Genomic DNA, 21,085 nt, shown 5'->3' with positions numbered 1-21,085 from the left:
TCTCCTGGGATTCCGGTCCGGACAGTATGCGTGAGGTGCACCGGCACGTGGGGATGTGGTGAATTCCGCCGCACGGTCCGTGCCCTGTGCAGGGAGTTGGCGTAGGGTCGCGCGGATGTCGAACGGGAGTCCAAGGGGAGGGGCCCGGCTGATGACGGCTCGCAGGTACGGACGAAGGCTGCGCAGGGGCGGGGCGGCCGTTCTGGTCTCGGCGCTGGTGGCCGCCGCGGTGACCGCTTCCCAGGGACCGGCCGGCGGGAGCACGGACCGGATATCCGCCGCCGGAGAGGGCAGCCCGCGGCCCCTCCCGGCAACCGGGAGCGGAGGTGACTCCTCCTTCCTCGCCGAACTCCCGCCGCCTTCCGGGCCCGAAGCGCAGACCGTACCGGCGCCGGCCGCCGGGACGGCGGCCGGCGCCGGTGGGGCCGCGGAGCAGCGGGCGGGCGAAGACGCGGACGAAGACGCGGGGGCAGGCGTGGGCGCAGGCGTGGGCGCGCAGGGGATTCCGGCGAGCGTGCTGGCGGCGTACCTGTACGCGCAGAAGACGGTGGGGCGCAGCGATCCCGGGTGCGGGCTGCGCTGGCAGCTCCTGGCGGCGATCGGCAAGGTCGAGTCGGCTCAGGCGGGCGGCGGCCGGGTGGACGCGGCCGGAACCACCCTGCGGCCGATCCTCGGACCGGTGCTCGACGGGGCGGGCTTCGCGAACATCCCGGACACCGACGGCGGGGCCTACGACGGCGACGCCCGGTACGACCGGGCGGTCGGGCCGATGCAGTTCATCCCCTCCACCTGGGCGGCCTGGGGCCAGGACGCGGACGGCGACGGCCGGCGCAACCCGGAGAACGTGTACGACGCGGCCCTGGCCGCCGGGCGCTACCTGTGCGCGGGGACCCGGGACCTGCGTGTGGTGGCCGACCTGGACCGGGCGGTGCTCTCCTACAACCGGTCCGCGCAGTACCTGCGGACGGTGCGGTCCTGGTTCGCCTACTACCTCAAGGGGACGCACGAGGTGCCGGACGCGGGCGGCACGGCCGCCGGCCCGCCCGCGCCGAAACCGACGCCCCCGCCGGCCCCGACGCCCCTGCCGACGCGGCCGGGGCCGCGGCCGGAGCCGAGCCCGACGCCCACGCCGACGCCCACCCCTACGCCGACGCCCAAGCCGAACCCGACGCCGACGCCGACGCCCAAGCCGAGCCCCACCCCGACGCCCACCCCGACGCCCACCCCTACGCCGACGCCGACGCCCAAGCCGAGTCCCACCCCCACCCCCACCCCCACGCCCAAGCCGAGTCCCACCCCCACCCCCACGCCCACGCCGAGCCCCACCCCGAAGCCGAAGCCGAAGCCGAAGCCGAAGCCGACGCCGACCCCGACAGCCACTCCCTCTCCCGCCCCGAAGCCGAGCCCGACCGCCCTCCCCCGGCCCGTCCCCACGTCCACCCCGGAGCCGGGTCCGTCCTCCAGCGGCCGTACCACAGCCGCCCCGGGCACCTCGGCTTCCGCGCCGACGGGCCCCGCGCCCGCGCCGGGCACGTAGGGGGCGGCGGCGGGCGGTCGCCGCGCCGGCGCAGGTCACGGCGGCCCCGCGATCCCCGGCCCAGACGGTTCTCATCTCGCGCCCGCGTTGCTACGGTGCCCGCGCCCTGACGCTCTATCAGATTCCGGAGGCCCGGCATGCGCGCACTCACGGCCGCCGCCGGCGGGCTCGTCCTCGCGGTGCTCTTCGTCCTCGCCGTCACGGCGCTCGGCGCGCCCGGAGGCGAGACCTCGCCCAGGCCCCTGCTCACCACCGCGCCCCCCGCGCCCGGACAGTAGAGGAGGGCCCGGCCATGCGACGCAGAGCGAGCCTCGTCCTGCTGGCCCTCGCCGCGTTCTGCGCGGCCCTCGCACCGCTGCTGCGCTGGTACGCGTACCCGCGGCTCGCGAAGATCCCGCCGAACCAGTACCAGGAGGTCGTCCTGGAGGCGAGGGACGCGACCCTCCTCGACTACGCGGGAGGCATGCAGCCCAGGAAGGTGGACAAGGTCACGATCGTCCAGACCCTCAAGGGCAACGTGGAGGCGTCCGAGGAGATCGAGGCGAGCGCCGGCAAGGACGTCGTCGTCTGGGACACGCTGTCCTACATCATCGGGCCGGACGGCAAGATGGTCTCCCGGATACCCGAGCGCTACATCTTCGACGCGCACACCCAGGAACCGGTCCACGCCACCGGGGAGATGGTCGACGAAGACCCGGTCGAGCGCGAGGGCATCGAGTTCAAATGGCCGTTCTTCACCGAGCCGCGCGACTACCTGTACTTCGACGCGCAGACCCGCACCTCCTCGCCGGTCCACTACGTCGGGCCGCGCACGTACAAGGGGATGGACGTCTACTACTTCGAGCAGACCGTCCCCTGGACCAAGGTCGCCATGCCGAAGAAGATGCCGATCGAAGGCATCGACCCGGCGACGATCGAACAGACCACCGGCACCAGCCTCTGGTACACGGTCAAGGCGATGTTCTGGGTCGACCCGGTCACCGGCGCGCCCGTCAACGCCGAACAGGACATCCAGCAGGAAATGCGGGGCGGCATCGCGGCGAACGGCCCCGACGGCAAGCTCACCGCCTTCGCCGGGCACGTGAAGATGCGCGCGGACTACGCCGAGCACACCCTCGAACTCGTCGCCGCGAACCGCTTCAAGGTCCTCGTACTGCACACCTACGCGCCCATCGGCCTCGCGGCCGGCGGACTGCTGCTCCTCGGGCCGGCCCTGTGGCTGGAGGCGCGCGGCCGCCGCCGGGATCCGCGGCCCGGCCGCGGCACGGAGCCCGAGCCCACGGCCGGGGTCAGCGCCTGAGGCGGGCGTTGGTGTGGCGGGTGGGCTCGGCGGTCGCCGGGTCCTGCGGCCACGGGTGCTTGGGGTAGCGGCCCCGCAGCTCGGCGCGCACGGCCCGGTAGCCGCCCTGCCAGAACGAGGCCAGGTCGGCGGTGACGGCCGCGGGCCGGCCGGCCGGCGACAGGAGGTGGATCAGGACGGGCACGCCCGCCACCCGCGGCGTCTGGGCCAGCCCGAACAACTCCTGGAGCTTCACCGCGAGCACCGGCTGTTCACCGGAGTAGTCCACCCGGATCCGCGACCCGCTCGGCACCTCCAGCCGCTCCGGAGCAAACTCGTCCAGCCGGGAGGCCTCGCCGGTGGCCCAGGGCAGCAGCCGGTTCAGGGCCTGCCCGGCCTCGATCCGGCCGAGGTCCGCCCGGCGCCGGGCCCGCGACAGCTCGGGCTCCAGCCAGTCACCGGCCCGCTCCAGCAAGGCCGCGTCGTCGGCGACGTCGGGCCAGCCTCCGCCGAGCGTCCGGTGCAGGAAGCCCAGCCGGGCCCGCAGTGCCTGCGCGTCCGGGGACCAGCGCAGCAGGCCGAGCCCCTCGGCGCGCAGCCCGTCGAGCAGCGCCTCCCGGACGAGCGCCCGATCGGGATCGCGCAGGGCGCGCGCGGACAGCTCGACCGCGCCGAGCCGCTCCACGGTCCGCGCGACGAGGTCACCGGCCTCCCAGCGCACCTCGTCCCCGCGCTCCAGCAGGTGCCCCGCGGCGCCGCGGGCCGTCTCCTCGTCGAGTACGGCGGCCAGGCGGACGCGGGCCGAAGCGGAATGCGGGGTGCGGTCCGCGACGGCGACCGCCAGCCAGGGCGCGCTGCGCAGGGCGGAACCTTCGCCGAGCTCGGCCCCGGTTCCGGAGGCCATCAGGAAGGCGCCGGCGCCTCTGGCCCTGGCCACGCGTTCGGGGAAGGCCAGCGCCGCGATCAGGCCGGCGGCGGCGTCATCGGGGACGGCTGCGCCCCCCGCCCCGCCCGCGCCCGGGACGCGGGGCTCCGGGGAGGAGGTCCGTGCGGCGGAGTCCGGGCGGGCGGCACGCTCCAGGCGGGTGGCCTCCGTGCGCCAGCGGGCCGCGTAGCCGTCGGTTGCCGCGCGGGCCCGGCGCCAGGCGGCGGCCAGGTCGTCCCCGTACTCCCGCGGCGGCTCCTCGCTGAGCAGCGCCACCACCTCCGCGGCGCGGCGGACGCCCAGCGACGCGCCCCCGTCGAGCAGGGCCCGGGCCAGCCGCGGGTGCAGGCCCAGCCGGGACATCCGCAGGCCGCGCGGCGTCGGCCGGCCCGCGCCGTCCACCGCGCCGACCGCCACCAGCACCTCGCGCGCCGCCCCCATCGCCCCGGCGGGCGGCGGGTCCAGCAGCGCCAGCCCCGCCGCGTCCGGGTCGCCCCAGCACGCGGCCTGCAGGGCGAACTGCGCCAGGTCCGCGATGCGGATCTCCGGGGAAGGGAAGGCCGGCAGGCGCGCGTCCTCGGCCTCGCTCCAGCAGCGGTACACCGTGCCGGGCGCCTCGCGCCCGGCCCGGCCCGCCCGCTGGCGGCCCGCCGCGCGGGAAGCCCGTACGGTCGCCAGCGCGCCCAGCCCGCGGGCGTGGTCCACCCGCGGCTCGCGGGCCAGCCCCGAGTCCACCACCACGCGCACCCCCGGCACCGTCAGGCTCGACTCCGCCACGGCGGTGGAAAGGATCACGCGCCGGTGCGCGGCCGGTGTGAGCGCCGCGTCCTGCACGGCGGCCGGGGCCCGCCCGTGGACCTGGAGCACCTGCGCGTCCACCGCGCCCAGCTGCCCGGCCACCCGGGCGATCTCACCGACGCCGGGCAGGAAGCACAGGACGTCGCCCCCGCGCTCCGCCAGGGCCCGGCGCACCACCGAGGCCACGTGCGCCAGCTGCGCCGGGTCGACCCGCATCCCGTGCGGCGGCCGCACCGGCCGGGCCGGTGGCGCCCAGACCGTCTCCACCGGGAAGGAGACCTCCGCGGCCTCCACCACCGGGGCGCCGCCCAGGATCCGCGACCACCCCGCCGCATCCGTCGTCGCCGAAGCCGCCACCAGCCGCAGTTCCGGGCGCAGGGTCTCCCGTACGTCCAGCAGGAAGGCGGCCACGGTGTCGGCGTCCAGGTGCCGCTCGTGGCACTCGTCCAGGACCACCACGTCCACGCCGGCCAGCTCCTGGTCCCGCTGGAGCCGCTGCAGCAGCACCCCCGTGGTGACCACCTCCACCACCGTCCCGGCGCTCACGGCACGCTCCCCGCGCACGGTGAAGCCCACCGCGGCGCCGGCCCGCTCGCCCAGCAGCCAGGCCATGCGCCGCGCCGCCGCCCGGGCGGCGATCCGCCGGGGCTCGGCGACCACGACCCGCCGCCGCGGGCCGCCGCCGACCAGGCCCGCCAGCACCAGCGGCACCAGCGTGGTCTTGCCGGTGCCCGGCGGCGCACAGAGCACGGCGGCGCCGTGCGCGTCCAGCGCCGAGACGAGCGCGGGCACGGCCTCCCGTACGGGCAGGGCGTCGAGGTCGGCGGTACGGATCACGGGAGCCACGGTCAGTCGCGCTCGCAGACGAAGATCGCGGTGCCGGGGATCAGGTTGCCGCGCAGGGGCGACCAGCCGCCCCACTCCTGGCTGTTCCACCGCGGCCACTCCGGCTCGACGAGGTCGACCAGGCGGAAGCCGCCCGCCACCACGTCGCGGACCCGGTCGCCGATCGTGCGGTGGTGCTCCACGTACACGGCGCGGCCCTGCTCGTCCTGCTCCACGTACGGGGTCCGGTCGAAGTAGGAGGCGGTGACGGACAGCCCCTCGGGCCCGGGCTCGTCCGGGAAGGCCCACCGGATCGGATGGGTGACGGAGAAGACCCAGCGGCCGCCCGGGCGCAGTACGCGGCGCACCTCGCGCATGACGTTCACCGGGTCGGCGACGAAGGGGACGGCGCCGTAGGCGGAACAGGCCAGGTCGAAGGAGCCGTCGCGGAAGGGCAGCCGCCCGGCGTCGGCCTCGACGAGCGGGACGTCCTCGCCGATGCGCAGGGCGTGCTGGAGCTGGCGGTGGGAGAGGTCGAGGGCGACCGGCCGGGCGCCCCGGGCGGCCAGCCAGCGGGAGCACTGCGCGGCGCCGGCGCCGATCTCCAGGACGTCCTTGCCCCGCAGGGAGGCGGCGGGGCCGAGCAGGGCCGCCTCCTCCTCGTCCAGTCCCTCCGGCCCCCACACGAAGCGGTCGTCGCCGAGGAAGGCGCCGTGCTCGCTCTGGTAGTCGTCGGCGTTGCGGTCCCACCAGCCGCGGCTCGCCCGGCTGCTCTCCGCGTCCCCCGCGTCACGCCGGGTGGCCTCGGCGTCGTCGCCCCGGCCGGGACCGGCCTCGTGGCCGTCTTCGGTGGCGTAGTCCTCTTGGTTCATGGGGCCCGTCGTCGTAGTCTGCGAATGTCTGCGGGTGTCCGCTGCCGGCCGCGCCCGTGTGCGGCGGGTCGTGGCGACCGGCGCGTCGTGGCGGGGAGGAGCCATCGCGCCCCGCCGCCCACGATTTGTGCCGGTTATACGGCGGTCTGCCGGGGGTGTCCGCCTTCGCGCATTGACCCTGTCCGGCTGCCCCCGTATGCTACAAGTTGCGCTGCGAGCCTGTGCTCCTCAGACCTAGCAGGCTGCGCTTGCATCTGTTGATGTCCCCTCGGTTTTCGAGGCCCCGCCGTGTTTCGCGGAAATGGGGGCCTCCTTGGCTGTCCGGTCTTCGGTGGATGCCGATAAGGGCTCCCGGCGTAGCAGTACCTACGACTTTCTGTCCGTAACCGGAGCCCTTTCCCACATGACGAGCAGCACCGAGACCACCGCCACCACTCCGCAGGTTGCGGTCAACGACATCGGCGACGCGGACGCGTTCCTCGCGGCGATCGACGCGACGATCAAGTACTTCAACGATGGCGACATCGTCGACGGCGTCATCGTCAAGGTTGACCGGGACGAGGTTCTCCTCGACATCGGTTACAAGACCGAAGGCGTCATCCCCAGCCGCGAGCTCTCGATCAAGCACGACGTCGACCCGAACGAGGTCGTCAAGGTCGGCGACGAGATCGAGGCCCTGGTTCTCCAGAAGGAGGACAAGGAAGGCCGCCTGATCCTCTCGAAGAAGCGCGCTCAGTACGAGCGTGCCTGGGGCACCATCGAGAAGATCAAGGAAGAAGACGGCATCGTCACCGGTACCGTCATCGAGGTCGTCAAGGGTGGTCTCATCCTGGACATCGGCCTCCGCGGCTTCCTGCCGGCCTCTCTCGTCGAGATGCGTCGCGTCCGCGACCTCCAGCCCTACGTGGGCAAGGAGCTCGAGGCGAAGATCATCGAGCTGGACAAGAACCGCAACAACGTGGTCCTGTCCCGCCGCGCCTGGCTCGAGCAGACCCAGTCCGAGGTTCGCCAGACGTTCCTCACCACCCTGCAGAAGGGTCAGGTCCGCTCCGGCGTCGTCTCCTCGATCGTCAACTTCGGTGCCTTCGTGGACCTGGGTGGCGTCGACGGTCTCGTGCACGTCTCCGAGCTGTCCTGGAAGCACATCGACCACCCGTCCGAGGTTGTCGAGGTCGGCCAGGAAGTCACCGTCGAGGTCCTCGACGTGGACATGGACCGCGAGCGCGTCTCCCTGTCGCTGAAGGCGACGCAGGAAGACCCGTGGCAGCAGTTCGCCCGGACGCACCAGATCGGTCAGGTCGTCCCGGGTAAGGTCACCAAGCTGGTTCCGTTCGGCGCGTTCGTCCGCGTGGACGAGGGCATCGAGGGTCTGGTCCACATCTCCGAGCTGGCCGAGCGCCACGTGGAGATCCCGGAGCAGGTCGTCCAGGTCAACGACGAGATCTTCGTCAAGGTCATCGACATCGACCTCGAGCGTCGCCGGATCTCGCTGTCGCTGAAGCAGGCCAACGAGTCCTTCGGTACCGACCCGGCGTCGGTCGAGTTCGACCCGACCCTGTACGGCATGGCCGCGTCGTACGACGACCAGGGCAACTACATCTACCCCGAGGGCTTCGACCCCGAGACCAACGACTGGCTCGAGGGCTTCGACAAGCAGCGCGAGGCCTGGGAGACCCAGTACGCCGAGGCGCAGCAGCGCTTCGAGCAGCACCAGGCGCAGGTCATCAAGAGCCGCGAGGCCGACGAGGCCGCCGCTGCCGAGGGTGCTGCCGCCCCGGCCGCCACGGGCAACGCCAGTGCGGGCATCTCGGGTGGTTCGTACTCCTCGGAGTCGGACGAGACCTCCGGCGCCCTGGCGTCGGACGAGGCCCTGGCCGCGCTCCGCGAGAAGCTGGCCGGCGGCCAGAGCTGATCGCAGCGCGCATCGCACTCCGGTGTGAGCTGAGCTGAGTCGAACGGTAAGGCCCGTCCCCTCCGGGGGGCGGGCCTTACCGCGTTTTGCCAACTGGGGAATGGTGGAGCCCTCTTGAACGTTCTGGGCAGGGAACGAGACGAGGAGGAGTGGTGACGGTGCTTGATCCACAAGGTCTGTACGAATGGGATGCCAAGGGCCTGGCGGTGGCCGACCTGGCGCTCGCCCAGGACTCTGCCGGGCTGGTCATGCTGTACCACTTCGAGGGGTACATCGACGCCGGTGAGGCGGGGGAGCAGATCGTCGGGCGGCTCCTGGACACCCTGCCCCACCAGGTCGTGGCCCGCTTCGACGCGGACCGGCTGGTGGACTACCGGGCCCGCCGTCCGCTGCTGACCTTCCAGCGCGACCACTGGACGGAGTTCGAGGAGCCCAGGCTGGAGGTCCTGCTCGTGCAGGACGCCACCGGGGCGCCGTTCCTGCTGCTCTCCGGGCCCGAGCCGGATGTGGAGTGGGAGCGCTTCTGCGTCGCCGTCCGGCAGATCGTCGAGCGCCTCGGCGTCCGGCTCTCGGTCAACTTCCACGGCATCCCCATGGGCGTGCCGCACACGCGGCCCGTCGGCATCACCCCGCACGGCAACCGGACCGACCTCATGCCCGGCCACCGCAGCCCCTTCGACGAGGCCCAGGTGCCGGGCAGCGCCGAGTCGCTGGTGGAGTTCCGCCTGGCACAGGCCGGGCACGACGTGCTGGGCGTCGCCGCGCATGTGCCGCACTACGTCGCCCGTTCCCCGTACCCGGACGCCGCGCTGACGGTGCTGGAGGCGATCACGGCGGCGACCGGGCTGGTCCTGCCCGCCGTGGCGCACGCCCTGCGGACCGAGGCGCACCGCACGCAGACGGAGATCGACCGGCAGATCCGGGAGGGCGACGAGGAACTGGTCGCCCTGGTACAGGGGCTGGAGCACCAGTACGACGCGGCCGCCGGCGCCGAGACCAGGGGCAACATGATCGCCGAGCCTGCGGAGATTCCTTCGGCGGATGAGATCGGGCGCGAGTTCGAGCGGTTCCTCGCCGAGCGCGAGGGCGAGAACTGACAACGGGAGGAGCGGGGGCACCGCGCAGGATCCGGGGCGCAGCGTGGGCAACGGAGGGGCCGGGGGCATCGGAAGGGCCGGGGCCCTGTGGGGCGGCCCGGGCCGGGGTCTAGGCTGCGGGACATGCTGAAAGTAGGCCTGACGGGCGGAATCGGTGCCGGCAAGAGCGAGGTCTCGCGGCTGCTGGCAGGGTACGGGGCGGTCATCGTGGATGCCGACCGGATCGCGCGGGAGGTCGTCGAGCCCGGCACGCCGGGCCTCGCGGCCGTCGTGGCGGCCTTCGGCGAGGACGTCTTGACCGCGGAGGGCGCGCTGGACCGGCCGAAGCTCGGGTCGGTCGTCTTCGCCGACCCGGCGAAGCTCCGGACGCTCAACGCGATCGTGCACCCGCTCGTCGGGACCCGGTCGGCCGAGCTGGAGGCCGCGGCCGGACCCGACGCCATCGTGGTGCACGACGTGCCGCTGCTCACGGAGAACGGCCTGGCGCCGCTGTACGACCTGGTGGTCGTGGTGGACGCGGACCCGGGAACGCAGCTGAAACGGCTGACCGGCCTGCGCGGGATGGCCGAGGCGGAAGCACGCGCCCGGATGGCCGCCCAGGCCACTCGCGAACAGCGCCTCGCGGTGGCGACCCTGGTCATCGACAACGACGGGCCGCTGGAGGCGCTGGAGCCCCAGGTGCGCACGGTGTGGGCGGAGCTCACCGCGCGGGCCGAGCCCACGGCGCGGGCGGCGGAATAACGCTTGCCGGGCCGGGCGTTGAACGCGCCCGTAGAGGGAAGGAACCGACCGTGTCAGACACCCCGCCGCACTCCTCGTCGTCCTCGCCTTCGTCGCCGTCCGGCGCGGCGAGCCCCGAGACGCACGTCATCGACTACCGGGCCGCCGAGCAGCTCCTTGCCGCGCGCGACCCGCGCGGCGCCGTGAAACTGCTCGACTCGGTCATAGCCGCCCACCCCGAGAACACCGCCGCCCGGCTGCTGCGCGCCCGGGCCTTCTTCGCCGCGGCCCAGCTGCGCCCGGCGGAGCTGGAGTTCGAGCTGGTGCTGGAGCGCGAGCCGGACAACGCCTTCGCCCATTTCGCCCTGGCCCGGACCCACGAGCGCTCCGGCCGGCCCGAGCAGGCACGCAAACACTTCCGGCTCGCCGCCGCCCTCGACCCGCAGCCGGAGTACCTCGAAGCGGCCCGCTTCGAGGACTGAGCGGCGACAGGACCCCTGTCGGGCCGGGTCCGGCTCGGGCGCGGCGGGTCCGGGACGGGCGGCTTCGTCGCGGGCGGGTCCGGGACGGGGCAGGTCCGGGACGGGTGCCGGCAGGCGGGCGGCAGTATCCGGAAAGGGGCGGGGTGGCTGTGACGGGCGCCCGAGCCCTGCCCCGCCCTACCCGAAACACGGCCTAGCGGCTCCGCGGGGGTTCGTACGGGGGGATGTCACGGCCGGGCTGGTAGTGCGGGCCCTGGTGGATGTGGTGCACCACCACCGCCAGGTCCACCGCCGCCAGCAGCGCCACCACCCCGCAGGCCGCCGCCCACCCGGGACGCGCGGCCAGCGAGAAGACGGCCGTCCCGGCGGCGGCCCAGACCAGCCCCCACAGACTCAGCCAGAACCGCAGCCGCAGCGGACTGCGGGCGGTCACCGGCTCGTTCCCGGAACGCATGGCACTCGCCTCGGATCGGCTTCGCGGGCTTCACGGCTGCATGACGTCTCGGCCTCTCGGCGTCCTGGCTCCATGGTCCCACCTGGGGCGAGGGCACGCGGGTGCTCAGGCGCTGAGCTTGATCACGGCGAGGGTCGTCGTCTTCCTGAAGGCGGCGACGGCGGGGGCGTCGGACGGGTCGCCCGTCTATTCCCACGTCACGACCGTGACGGAGGAGCCGTCGCGTCCGGTGCCGGTTCGCCACCGAAGTGGGGTGCTGGAGGCGCTGATCCTACGGCGTAGGCCCAGGTCAGCGCGGATTGTCAGTGGCCGCACCTAAACTCGGGGGGAGAGCAGATCCACACCGACCGGGAGCCGGGGAGGGGGGCCACCATGACACCGCAGCCGCAGCCGCAGCCGCAGCCGCAGCCGTCGGCGTCCTCCGACGCGTCGCGCGGGCTGCTGCGCCACGCGGCCGTCTTCCTGCCCGGCGCCGTCCCCCGACAGGGCCGCATCGCGTTCTGGTCGCCCGATGGCGACGCCCTGCCCGAGGCGGGCGCGCCGGTCCCGCTGACCGTCGTGCGCCCGCACGGTGAGGCGGCCCGCAGCCGTACGGTCCCGGCCGTGGCCCTCTCCGTCACCGCCGCGCTGCCGCTGCTGGCCCGGGCGCCCCGCAGCCCCGCCGCCCATCCCGCAACCCGCGCCTGGGGCACCGCGGCCGTGCAGGCGCTCACCCTGATCGCCCGGGGCCGCCTGCTTCCCGGCGTCACCCCCGAGGGCATCGACGCCTGGCGCGCCGGACCGCTCGACGCCGCCGACATCGACCACCTCCGCGCCGTCGCCGGCGCCCTGCCGTACGAGGGGTACGCCACGCCCCTGGCCGGGCGCCGCCCGCTCCAGCTGCCCGAACCGGAAGCGCTGGTCCGCGCCTTCCTCGATGCCGTCGCCGACAGCCTGCCCCGCACTCCGGCCGCGGCGGTGGCCGCGGGCCGGCCCTTCGCCGCGCGGGAGCCCCAGCAGGTGCCGGGGATACAGGAGTGGGCCGCGCAGGTCGCGGCCGGAGCCGATGCAGGAGTGGGGATCTCCCTCCGGCTCGACCTGTCCTCCTTCCGCCTCTTCGACGAAGCCGAGGACGAGGACACCCGCCGGGCGGGCGCCGCCGTCATCCAGGTGCACAGCCTCGCCGATCCGACGCTGGTCACCGACGCGGGACAGCTGTGGGCCGGTACGGCGGCCGCCGGTTTCGGCCCCCGGGCCCGGATCGATGCCGTGCTCGCCCTGCGCCGGGCCGCGCGCGTCTGGCCGCCGCTGCTGCGCCTGCTCGACCAGCCGGTTCCCGATGCGCTGTCCCTGTCGGACCCGGAGCTGGAAGACCTGCTGGGCACGGCCGCGCCCCGGCTGGCTGCCGCCGGGGTCCTCGTCCGCTGGCCGCGCGAGCTGGCCCGTACGCTGACCGCGACCGCCGTCATACGGTCGACCGCCCCGGGTTCAGCCACCGACGGCACGGCCTTCTTCGATGCCGAGCAGCTGTTCGCCTTCTCCTGGGAACTGGCCCTGGGCGGCGACCGGCTGACCCCGGGGGAGATGGACGCGCTGGCCCAGGCCCACCGGCCCGTCGTGCGGTTGCGGGACCAGTGGGTGCGGGTCGATCCGGAGCTGGTGCGCAAGGCCCGCAAGCGCGAACTGGGGCTGCTGGACCCGGTGGACGCGCTGGCCGCGGTCCTGTCGGGAACGGCCGAGGTCGACGGCGAGCCCGTCGAGGCCGTTGCGGTGGGCGCGCTCGCCGCCCTGCGCGAGCGGCTGACGGGAGAACTGGTCCCGCTGCCGCAACCGGCCGCGCTCAAGGCCACCCTGCGCGACTACCAGGCCCGCGGTCTGGCCTGGCTCGACCTGATGACCTCCCTGGGCCTCGGCGGCTGCCTCGCCGACGACATGGGACTGGGCAAGACCGTCACCCTGATCGCGCTGCACCTGCACCGCGACCGCCCCGAGCCGACCCTCGTCGTGTGCCCCGCGTCCTTGTTGGGCAACTGGCAGCGGGAGATCGAGAAGTTCGCCCCCGGTACGCCCGTGCGCCGCTTCCACGGCGGCAGCCGCACCCTCGACGACCTGGCGTCCTGCGCCGGCGGCTTCGTGCTCACCACGTACGGGACGATGCGCGCGAGCGCCGCCCTGCTCGCCGAGCAGAGCTGGGGCCTGGTCGTCGCCGATGAGGCCCAGCACGTCAAGAACCCGCATTCGGCGACGGCGAAGGCACTGCGCACCGTCCCGGCGCCGGCCCGGGTGGCGCTGACCGGCACGCCGGTGGAGAACAACCTCTCCGAGCTGTGGGCGCTCCTCGACTGGACCACCCCGGGGCTGCTGGGTCCGCTCACCACCTTCCGGGCCCGCCACGCCCGGCCGGTGGAGCACCAGACGGAGGAGGACGGCGGCAACGAGGCGGCGGTGGCCCGACTGGCCGCGCTGGTACGGCCGTTCCTGCTGCGGCGCAAGAAGTCCGATCCGGGCATTGCGCCCGAGCTGCCGCCGAAGACGCAGACCGACCACCCCGTCTCCCTGACCCGCGAGCAGGCCTCGCTCTACCAGGCCGCGGTGGAAGAGGCGATGGCCGTGATCGAGTCCAGCGAGGGCATCCAGCGGCGCGGCATGATCATGAAGTTGCTGGCCTCGCTGAAGCAGATCTGCAACCACCCCGCGCAGTACCTGAAAGAGGAACAGCCGCGGATCGCGCACCGTTCCGGCAAGCTCGCCCTGCTGGACGAACTGCTGGACACGATCCTCGCCGAGGGCGGTTCGGTGCTGGTCTTCACCCAGTACGTGACGATGGCCCGCCTCATCGAGCGGCACCTCGCTGCCCGGGGCATCTCCCACCAGCTCCTGCACGGCGGGACGCCGGTCCCGCGCCGGGAGGAGCTGGTGGACCGCTTCCAGGCGGGCGAGGTCCCCGTCTTCCTGCTGTCCCTGAAGGCGGCCGGCACCGGCCTGAACCTCACCAGGGCCGGTCACGTCATCCATTTCGACCGCTGGTGGAACCCGGCCGTCGAGGAGCAGGCCACCGACCGCGCCTACCGGATCGGACAGACCCAGCCGGTGCAGGTGCACCGGATCATCGCCGAGGGCACCGTCGAGGACCGTATCGCCGAGATGCTGGAGGCGAAGCGGGCCCTGGCCGATGCCGTCCTGGGTTCCGGGGAGTCCGCGCTGACGGAGCTGACCGACCGCGAACTGGCCGACCTGGTCTCCCTGCGGAGGCCCGCGTGATCACCGCGCGGGACGACCGTCGCCGCACCTTCGAGACCGTGCCCGCGGGTACGGAGGCGGTGAGCTGGTGGGGCCGGGCCTGGGTGTCCGCGCTGGAAGGCGTCTCCCGCGATCCGGCCCGGCTGGCCAGGGGCCGGGCGTATGCCGCCGAGGGGCACGTCGATGCGGTGACCGTGACGCCGGGGCGGCTCGTGGCTTACGTACGAGGCAGCCGGCCCCGCCCCTACCGCACCGAGCTGGCGCTGCGCGCGTTCGAGGAGGCGCAGTGGGAGGAACTGCTGGAGACCGTCGCGGCCGACCCGGCGGCCCTCGCCGCCCTGCTGGAGCGGGAGGTGCCGCAGAGCCTGGCGGGAGCGGTCCTGCCCGGGGCGGGCGAACTGTTCCCGCGCTGCTCCTGCCCGGATGTCGCCCGTCCGCCCTGCAAGCATGCGGCGGCCCTCTGCTACCGCGCGGCCCGGCTCCTCGATGAGGACCCTTTCGTCCTGCTGCTCCTGCGCGGCCGGGGGGAGCGGGAGCTCCTCGATGAGCTGACCCGCCGCAATGCCGCCCATGCCGCGCGTGAACAGCCCGGCCGGGCGCCGGACTTCCCGGGCGTTGCGGCGCGGGCCGCACTGGCCCGCACCAGCCTGCCGCTGCTGCCCGCGCCGCTCCCGGCGCCGGCCGCCGCCGGGATCCCGCCGGCCTACCCGGCGGATCCGGCCGCCCCGGACCCGCTGGCCCTGGACCAGCTGGCCTCCGATGCCGCCGCGCGGGCCCTCGCACTGCTGACCACCGCCGAGGACCCGATCGCGGAGCTGGACCTGTGGCAGGACGCCGTCCGGCTGGCTTCCGGGCACGCGACGGCCGGGCTCACCGGATCGGCCCGCACCCTCTACCGCGACCTGGCCCGGGCCACCGGCCGCAGCACCACCGACCTTGCCCGGGCCGCCGCGGCCTGGCGGCAGGGCGGCCGCCCCGCCCTGGCCGCGCTGGAAGAACCCTGGGACCCCCCGGCCGGCCCCTTCGACCGGGCCCGTCCGGCGCTCCTCGCCGCCGCCCGGGGTTCCTTCCGCCCCGACCGCAACCGCCTCACGGCCGGTACCCGCCAGCTCCGCCTGGGCCGCGACGGCCTCTGGTACGGCTACGAGTCCCGCCCGGACGACGAGGACTGGTGGCCGACCGGCCGCCCCGCTCCGGATCCGGTCAAGGCCCTGCTGGGCTGAGGCCGGCCGCCCAGCGGGTCAATGCCGTGAAGTCCCGCTCCCGCAGGCCGTGGCGGGGGTGGATGCGCAGGAGCAGCGCCGGCGCGGGATGGTGCGCCGCGACCCACGCGCGGTCACGCGGATTGATCATGTCGTCGACCCAGGCGAAGGGCCGGCCTGCCGCCCAGTCCACGAGGGGGCGGGTCTTCCAGGAGAGGCCGTCCGGATCACGGGCGAACAGTTCCGGCCAGTCGACGACGGGGAGATCACCGGTCAGCCCGATGCGCGGGGCGATCAGCGTGTTGGCCTGGTGCGTCCAGGCGGTCGCCCAGGCGAGCTCGAAGGGCAGGGCCCGCAACCGGGCGCCGTGGGAGGGATGGAGGCGGACCCGCGCGCCGCGCCGGGCGCTGCGGGACTGCGGGTCGCGGTAGGAGAGCCACACGTCCGGTCGCATCCGGTGGCTGGTGTACCCGCGCAGGCCGGCGAAGGCGGACCGGAAGGGGTTGAGCGGCCCGTCCACATCCAGGAGGAGCAGCGGTCGTTCAGTCATAACGTGGCACTACCCAGTACACGATGGGGTGAAATGCCTACCGCCTCTATAACCCGAATGGGTTCAGCGCGTTGTCTCCGGTGCGGGACCACGCCCGCGAAATCCTCCGGAAGGCAGGGAATCTGATGCGTCACAGTCGTCGGAATGGCTTGATCGCGGCGGTGGTCGCGGGAGGCGGCATGGCGGTCGCGGGTGTGAGCGGATTCGCCTACGCCGATGCGGATGCGGCCGGACAGGCCGAGCGCTCGCCGGGGCTGCTCTCCGGGAACCTGGTGCAGCTGCCGGTGCACACCCCGCTGAACGTGTGCGGGAACACCGTCAGCGTGGTCGGCGTCCTCAACCCGGCGGCAGGCAACCGCTGTGCCAACGGCACCCCGGGCGGCACAGGACATCCGGAGCCCAGGCCCGCCCATCCGTCGGCCCACTCCGCCGGCGGGTCGAAACAGGGCGGGGGCAACGGCGGCGGAGCCACCGCCGACGGGCAGGCACAGGGCTCACCGGGGCTCCTGTCCGGCAACGGGCTCCAGCTCCCGGTCGACCTGCCCGTGAACCTCAGCGGCAATGCGGTGAGCATCGTCGGCGTGGGCAACAGCGCGACCGGCAACAGCTCCGTCAACGGCGAGGCGCCCACCGGCGGCAAGCCCGTCCAGCCTCCGGTACGGCCGGCCGGCCGGCCGCCGGTCGCCGAACAGCCGACCGCGACGCCGCCCGCGCCGCCGCGGCACACCAACGGGGCCGCCCTCGCCCACACCGGCGCCGACGCCGTGGGCCTCCTGCTGCCGGGCGGCGGGGCCCTGCTGCTCGGCGGGGTGCTCCTCTACCGCCGCTTCCGCCTCAACTAGGCGGCGTGCGCCAGCCGTCCAGCAGGGCGTCGATGCGTGACGCCAGCCGGGCCCGGGCCGCGAACCGCGGCACCCCCGCCATCAGCAGGGCGTCGTACTCGGTGTCGGTGTGCCGCACGGCGGCCCGGACCGCGACCGAGACCGCCGGTTCGTCGAGGGCCCGGCCGGCGGCGCTGCGGCCCACCCGTCCGCTGCCCCGCACGGAAGCATGAGTGGCGATCGCCACGGCCCGATCCGCCGGACACCCGGGGAACAACCGCACGATCTCGGCGGCGAAGGCCGCCGTGAACCGGGTGTCCTCGGCCGCGCGACGCAGCCGGTCGCGCTCCCGGCGCCGGGCCCGCGCCTCGGCGTCCGCGAGACAGGCGCGCTCGGCACGGGCCAGAGCGGCATCCTCGACGAGGATCCCCAGGCGCTCGTAGCGCCGGCGGCGCCGGTGGAAACGGACGACCACCGCCCAGAGCGAACTGCCTTCGCGCGCCCGGCGCGTGAGGGCCATGTCTCCGCGCGGCAGGTAGACCAGGTGCCCGAGATCGGCGCAGTCGAGGCAGCGCGGCACGCCCGCCTCCCGCACCAGATGCCGGAGCGGGCCCTGCCGGCACTCCGCGCAGTGGATCTGCTTCAGCGACTCGAAGACCACCAGGCTCATACAGGGGTGATACCGCCGCCGCGGCCACATATCACCTGGTGACGCCGTGAGGTTGATGTTTTGTCAACTTCCCCTGGATCCCGCGCCGTGTTCCTACGGTGGGGCGCATGGGTGGACAGCAGGCGACGCTACGGCCGGGCAGGGCGCGCGGCAGGGCGGAGACGGCATCTCCCGCATCTCCCGCATCTCCCGCGTCTCCCGCATCTCCCGCATCTCCCGCGGCCCGGGAGATCGTCCTGGCGCCGGGAGGCTGCACCGGCTGGCACTACCACCGTGTCCGCTTGGAGGCCGTCGTCCTGGCCGGGACCCTGACCCGCGTCCTGCACGACCGCACCGTCCAGGTGCATCCGGCCGGGAGCGCCTTCGTGGAACCCCCGGGCCTGCGGCACATCCACCTGGGCCACAACCTCGGCACCGAACCGGTCGTCCTGCACGTCACCGCGGCGCGGCCCGACGGCATCCCCTTCTCCACGACCACCCCGGCCCCGCCCGGCGCCACCCCGGCGGTCTGCCGGGAGCACGCCCGGTGAAGCCGGCCCGCGGCCCGGCCGGAGCGCTACACCAGACGGCGTATCTCCCCGCGCACCCGGTAGAAACCTCCTGACGCCGCGTGCAGCCCGTCCACCACGTACCGCGTCCCCGGTTCCCGTATCCCCCGGGGGAACTGCACGTTCCAGGACGGCTCGAAGCCCCCCGAGACCACCTGCACGCGGATCCGGCCCCCCTGCTGGACGCACTCCACCACCACACCGCCCGCCGGGGCCGCGGCCTCCCGGACCGTCGCGACCGCCGAGGCCGACGCGGCCGGGGTGTACACGGGCAGCGCCGCCGCCGACTTCACATCCACCGCCGCCGGGACCGAGCCCTGCTGGGCCGCCGCGATCGCCTGCTCGCTCGCGTCCACGCACACCAGGGAACCGTCGGTGGTGACCAGGTACAGCCGCTCGTCCAGATACTGCATGGACAGGGCGGAACCGCTGCCCGTCCCCAGCTTCCACAGCCGCCGGCCATCGGCATCGAAGCAGTACACCGAGGAGGCGAGGTCCCCGGCGAAGACGTGCCGGCCGTCCGGTGAGGTCGCGCACGAGTACACCGCGGCGTCACACCGGTAGGACGCCTCCACCGCGCCCGTCGCCTTCGACAGCCGCTGCACGACCTTGCGCCCGGTGCCCGCGTACACCGCGTGCTCCTCCTGCCAGCCGAACAGCACCCCGCCGTCGGTGTCGGTGTGCCACAACTCCCGCCCGCCGTCGGGGGCGTAGGCCGTCACCCCGCTGCTGTGCCCGTGGTAGACGGCCCGCCCGTCCGCCCGGACCATCCAGGCGCTGTCCCCGGCCGACCGGCGCGACCACTGGAACTCGTCCTCGTGGTCGATGACCGTCAGCCCGCCGCTGCGGTCCGAGACGTTCAGCACGCCCTCCCGGATGTCCAGCCAGAAGATGTCCACGTCCGCCGCTATGTCGTAGGCCCCGAACGGCACCTTCGACGACAGGTCGTACACCGTGCCGTCGTCACAGCCCGCGTATATCCAGAATTCGTCCGCCACCAGGCACTTCACCCCGTCCGGCAGGGAGTACCGGGCCAGGACCTCCCCGCCGTGGCTCAGGGTGTAGACGTCCCCCGCCTGGTTCCCGACCCAGCAGCGGTCCTCGTCCACGTGGATGCCGAAGGCCGAGGACCCGGTGCGGAACCGCCACAGCACCGGGGCCACGGCGCGCGCCGTCGACGGTGCGGAGGTGACCTGGCGGCGGGTCACGGACCGCGCGGCGCGCTGCCCCCGCACGGCCGGGGCGTACCCCTTGCGGACCTTCTCCCCGATCTTCTTGGCGGCGGCCGCCCGTGCCTTGTCCGCGGTCGGGAAGGAGGAGCTCTGCAGCTGGCCGTCCGCGCCGATGCGGCCGTACCGCACGGTGACGGCCACCCCGTCGACCGTCACCTCGTAGAACTTGTGCGCGGCGCCGTCCTCCTGCGACAGCTCCAGATACGTCGTCTCCCCAGCCATGACAGACCCCTCCCCGAAGGCCGGGCCACCGGCGCCCTTTCCGCCGGTGATCCCTCGTGAAAAACGCTACGGGCCACCACTGACAATGGGAGGGTGCAGCTGGAAGCGATCACATGGCAGCGGATGGCCGAGCGGCTCGCCGGCCGCCTCGGCGACACGACCCCCGCCCCTGAGCAGGGGAGTTGGCAGCGGGTGGGTATCGACGGGGCACCGGCCGCCGGGACGGCCCTTCTGGCGGGACACCTCGCCGAAGCGCTGCGGCTGCGAGGGCGGCCGGTCCTGGTGGTGGCGGCCGAGGGGTTCCTGCGGCCCGCCTCCCTGCGGTTCGAGTTCGGCCGCCAGGACGTCGACACGTACCTCGGCGGCTGGTACGACACGGCCGCGCTCTGGCGGGAGGTGTTCGGCCCGACGGATCCGGGGGGCACCGGGCGGGTGCTGCCTGACCTCTGGGACCCGGTGACGGACCGGGCGACGCGCAGCCCGTACGTCGAACTGCCGCCCGGTGGCGTGGTGGTCGTGCACGGCCCGCTGCTGCTGGGCCACTGGTTCCCGTTCGACCTGAGCGTCCACATCCGGCTCTCACCGGGGGCGCTGGCCCGCCGTACCGAGGAGTCCGAGCGCTGGACCCTGCCGGCCTTCGCGCGCTACGAGGCGGACACCGACCCGGCGGGGAGCGCCGACGCGGTGGTGCGCGCAGACGACCCCCGCCACCCGGCCTGGACGGGCCTGGACCGGTAGGGGCGCCCGGGGGGTGCCCCGGTTCCCGCCGCGGCCCTCCCGCCGCGGCCCTCCCGCCGCCGCCCTCCCGACGCCACCCGCGCCGACGGGCCCGCCGCCGCCCGGGGGCGGGGACTACGCCGGGCGGCCGCCCAGGCGGGTGACCGCCACGGCGGCGGCGCGGCAGCCCGCCCGGGCGGCCTCCACGGGGTCCGCGCCCGCCAGGCGGGCCGCCAGGAAGCCGCCGGTGAAGGCGTCCCCGGCGCCGGTGGAGTCCACCGCCTCCACCGCTTGCGCGGTGACCTCGGCCGTGATCCGGCCCCGCTCGGCCACCAGGGCGCCGGCGGCGCCCCGCGTCACCACCACCAGCGGTACCCGCCGGCTCAGCGCCGCCGCCGCACGCGCCACCCCGACCGGTCCCGGCAATCCGGCCAGCAGCAGCGCCTCGTCCTCGTTCGGCAGGAGCACGGCCGCCCCCTCGATGTCGTCGAGGAAGCGCCGCGGGCCCGGCGCCGCGAGGAATCCGGCCGAGGCGGGGTCCACGCTCACCGGCACCCCCCGGCCGCGGGCCGCCCGCAGCGCCACCAGTGCCAGCTCCCGGCTGCTGTCGGCGAAGAACAGGTACCCGGACAGGTGCAGGTGCGCCACCCCGTCCAGCAGGGACGGCGCCCAGTCGGCGGGGCACAGGCGCAGCGCGGCACCGCTGTCGGTCAGGAAGGTCCGCTCCGCGTCCTTGCCGACGAGCGCGACCACCGTGCCCGTCGGCTCCTGCCGGTCGATCACCAGCCGTGGCCGGACCCCCGCGTCCACCAGCGCCCGTTCGTGCCAGCGCGCCGACTCCACGCCGACCCGCGCGAGGAGCCGCACCTCCGCGGGCCCCGAGCATGCCGCCCAGCATGCCGCGTTGGCCCCCGCCCCGCCCGGCAGGGTGCGGATCCGGGCGGCCGTGTCGGTGGCCGGGGTCAGTGGTTCCGGATGGACGGCGACCACATCGGTCACCACG

At 74.5% G+C, this 21,085-nt stretch carries 19 protein-coding genes; 12 read left to right on the top strand and 7 right to left on the bottom strand.

Annotated elements, in window-relative coordinates; translation table 11 throughout:
- The first annotated feature begins 151 nt into the window (after positions 1-151).
- The 3 genes from AMK16_RS13390 to AMK16_RS13385 all read left to right on the top strand — a co-directional run bounded on the left by AMK16_RS13390 (position 152) and on the right by AMK16_RS13385 (position 2,837).
- Positions 152-1,537 carry a lytic transglycosylase domain-containing protein gene (locus AMK16_RS13390; RefSeq protein ID WP_107417133.1) on the top strand — a complete coding sequence of 462 codons (1,386 nt, stop codon included), beginning with the start codon at positions 152-154 and terminating at the stop codon, positions 1,535-1,537.
- A gap of 137 nt (positions 1,538-1,674) precedes the next feature.
- On the top strand, positions 1,675-1,815 hold the full coding sequence (locus AMK16_RS35010; protein ID WP_107417132.1) for an SPW_0924 family protein: 141 nt from the start codon (positions 1,675-1,677) through the stop codon (positions 1,813-1,815).
- Between the two features lie 14 nt (positions 1,816-1,829).
- On the top strand, positions 1,830-2,837 hold the full coding sequence (locus tag AMK16_RS13385; RefSeq protein WP_073914145.1) for a DUF3068 domain-containing protein: 1,008 nt from the start codon (positions 1,830-1,832) through the stop codon (positions 2,835-2,837).
- Here AMK16_RS13385 and hrpB read toward each other — a convergent pair.
- Together hrpB and AMK16_RS13375 are read right to left on the bottom strand one after the other, a co-directional pair.
- Complete coding sequence (hrpB, locus tag AMK16_RS13380) at positions 2,827-5,376, bottom strand: ATP-dependent helicase HrpB (RefSeq protein ID WP_073914142.1); 2,550 nt, start codon at positions 5,374-5,376, stop codon at positions 2,827-2,829. The two genes, AMK16_RS13385 and hrpB, sit on opposite strands and share 11 nt — an antisense overlap.
- Before the next feature lie 11 nt (positions 5,377-5,387).
- On the bottom strand, positions 5,388-6,236 hold the full coding sequence (locus AMK16_RS13375; protein ID WP_073914140.1) for a class I SAM-dependent methyltransferase: 849 nt from the start codon (positions 6,234-6,236) through the stop codon (positions 5,388-5,390).
- Between the two features lie 403 nt (positions 6,237-6,639).
- Between AMK16_RS13375 and rpsA the strand changes: the two genes are divergently transcribed.
- The 4 genes from rpsA (at position 6,640) to AMK16_RS38090 (ending at position 10,447) form a co-directional block, all read left to right on the top strand.
- Positions 6,640-8,148 carry a 30S ribosomal protein S1 gene (gene rpsA / locus AMK16_RS13365; RefSeq protein ID WP_073914135.1) on the top strand — a complete coding sequence of 503 codons (1,509 nt, stop codon included), beginning with the start codon at positions 6,640-6,642 and terminating at the stop codon, positions 8,146-8,148.
- A 158-nt stretch (positions 8,149-8,306) separates the two neighbouring features.
- Positions 8,307-9,245, top strand: coding sequence for a PAC2 family protein (locus tag AMK16_RS13360; protein WP_073915904.1), 939 nt, complete (start codon positions 8,307-8,309; stop codon positions 9,243-9,245).
- Between the two features lie 123 nt (positions 9,246-9,368).
- Complete coding sequence (coaE, locus tag AMK16_RS13355; protein WP_073914132.1) at positions 9,369-9,986, top strand: dephospho-CoA kinase; 618 nt, start codon at positions 9,369-9,371, stop codon at positions 9,984-9,986.
- Positions 9,987-10,036: 50 nt separating this feature from the next.
- Complete coding sequence (locus AMK16_RS38090; RefSeq protein ID WP_073914130.1) at positions 10,037-10,447, top strand: tetratricopeptide repeat protein; 411 nt, start codon at positions 10,037-10,039, stop codon at positions 10,445-10,447.
- A 193-nt stretch (positions 10,448-10,640) separates the two neighbouring features.
- Here the strand turns inward: AMK16_RS38090 and AMK16_RS13345 are convergent, their stop codons facing one another.
- The gene (locus AMK16_RS13345) at positions 10,641-10,901 is read right to left on the bottom strand and encodes a DUF6343 family protein (RefSeq protein ID WP_073914127.1); all 261 of its coding nucleotides are present in this window, start codon (positions 10,899-10,901) and stop codon (positions 10,641-10,643) included.
- 372 nt (positions 10,902-11,273) lie between these two features.
- On the opposite strand from AMK16_RS13345, the gene AMK16_RS13335 reads away from it, so the two are divergent.
- Together AMK16_RS13335 and AMK16_RS13330 are read left to right on the top strand one after the other, a co-directional pair.
- Complete coding sequence (locus AMK16_RS13335) at positions 11,274-14,141, top strand: DEAD/DEAH box helicase (protein ID WP_073914122.1); 2,868 nt, start codon at positions 11,274-11,276, stop codon at positions 14,139-14,141.
- A complete protein-coding gene (locus tag AMK16_RS13330) occupies positions 14,138-15,343 on the top strand; it encodes an SWIM zinc finger family protein (RefSeq protein ID WP_073914120.1) in 1,206 nt (401 codons plus the stop codon). The genes AMK16_RS13335 and AMK16_RS13330 overlap by 4 nt, the downstream gene beginning before the upstream one ends.
- On the opposite strand, the gene AMK16_RS13325 is transcribed toward AMK16_RS13330, so the two are convergent.
- Positions 15,324-15,872, bottom strand: coding sequence for a hypothetical protein (locus tag AMK16_RS13325; protein ID WP_073914117.1), 549 nt, complete (start codon positions 15,870-15,872; stop codon positions 15,324-15,326). The two genes, AMK16_RS13330 and AMK16_RS13325, sit on opposite strands and share 20 nt — an antisense overlap.
- Before the next feature lie 179 nt (positions 15,873-16,051).
- Here AMK16_RS13325 and AMK16_RS13320 point away from each other — a divergent pair, with 179 nt between their 5' ends.
- Entirely contained in the window at positions 16,052-16,714 is a 663-nt protein-coding gene (locus AMK16_RS13320) for a chaplin (RefSeq protein ID WP_274535360.1), read from the top strand.
- Here the strand turns inward: AMK16_RS13320 and AMK16_RS13315 are convergent.
- On the bottom strand, positions 16,707-17,363 hold the full coding sequence (locus tag AMK16_RS13315; RefSeq protein ID WP_073914112.1) for a DUF2293 domain-containing protein: 657 nt from the start codon (positions 17,361-17,363) through the stop codon (positions 16,707-16,709). The genes AMK16_RS13320 and AMK16_RS13315 overlap by 8 nt on opposite strands.
- Before the next feature lie 107 nt (positions 17,364-17,470).
- Here AMK16_RS13315 and AMK16_RS13310 point away from each other — a divergent pair, with 107 nt between their 5' ends.
- Complete coding sequence (locus AMK16_RS13310; RefSeq protein WP_073914110.1) at positions 17,471-17,893, top strand: cupin domain-containing protein; 423 nt, start codon at positions 17,471-17,473, stop codon at positions 17,891-17,893.
- Between the two features lie 26 nt (positions 17,894-17,919).
- Here AMK16_RS13310 and AMK16_RS13305 read toward each other — a convergent pair whose 3' ends face one another.
- Complete coding sequence (locus tag AMK16_RS13305) at positions 17,920-19,365, bottom strand: WGR domain-containing protein (protein WP_073914107.1); 1,446 nt, start codon at positions 19,363-19,365, stop codon at positions 17,920-17,922.
- Between the two features lie 93 nt (positions 19,366-19,458).
- Between AMK16_RS13305 and AMK16_RS13300 the strand changes: the two genes are divergently transcribed.
- On the top strand, positions 19,459-20,103 hold the full coding sequence (locus AMK16_RS13300; RefSeq protein WP_073914105.1) for a uridine kinase: 645 nt from the start codon (positions 19,459-19,461) through the stop codon (positions 20,101-20,103).
- Positions 20,104-20,217: 114 nt separating this feature from the next.
- On the opposite strand, the gene AMK16_RS13295 is transcribed toward AMK16_RS13300, so the two are convergent.
- A complete protein-coding gene (locus AMK16_RS13295) occupies positions 20,218-21,084 on the bottom strand; it encodes a carbohydrate kinase family protein (RefSeq protein ID WP_443333562.1) in 867 nt (288 codons plus the stop codon).
- Position 21,085 lies beyond the last annotated feature (1 nt).

The sequence above is a fragment of the Streptomyces sp. CB00455 genome (assembly GCF_001905445.1).
Classification (GTDB): Bacteria; Actinomycetota; Actinomycetes; order Streptomycetales; family Streptomycetaceae; genus Streptomyces.
This window is presented reverse-complemented; position numbering and strand designations above follow the sequence as displayed.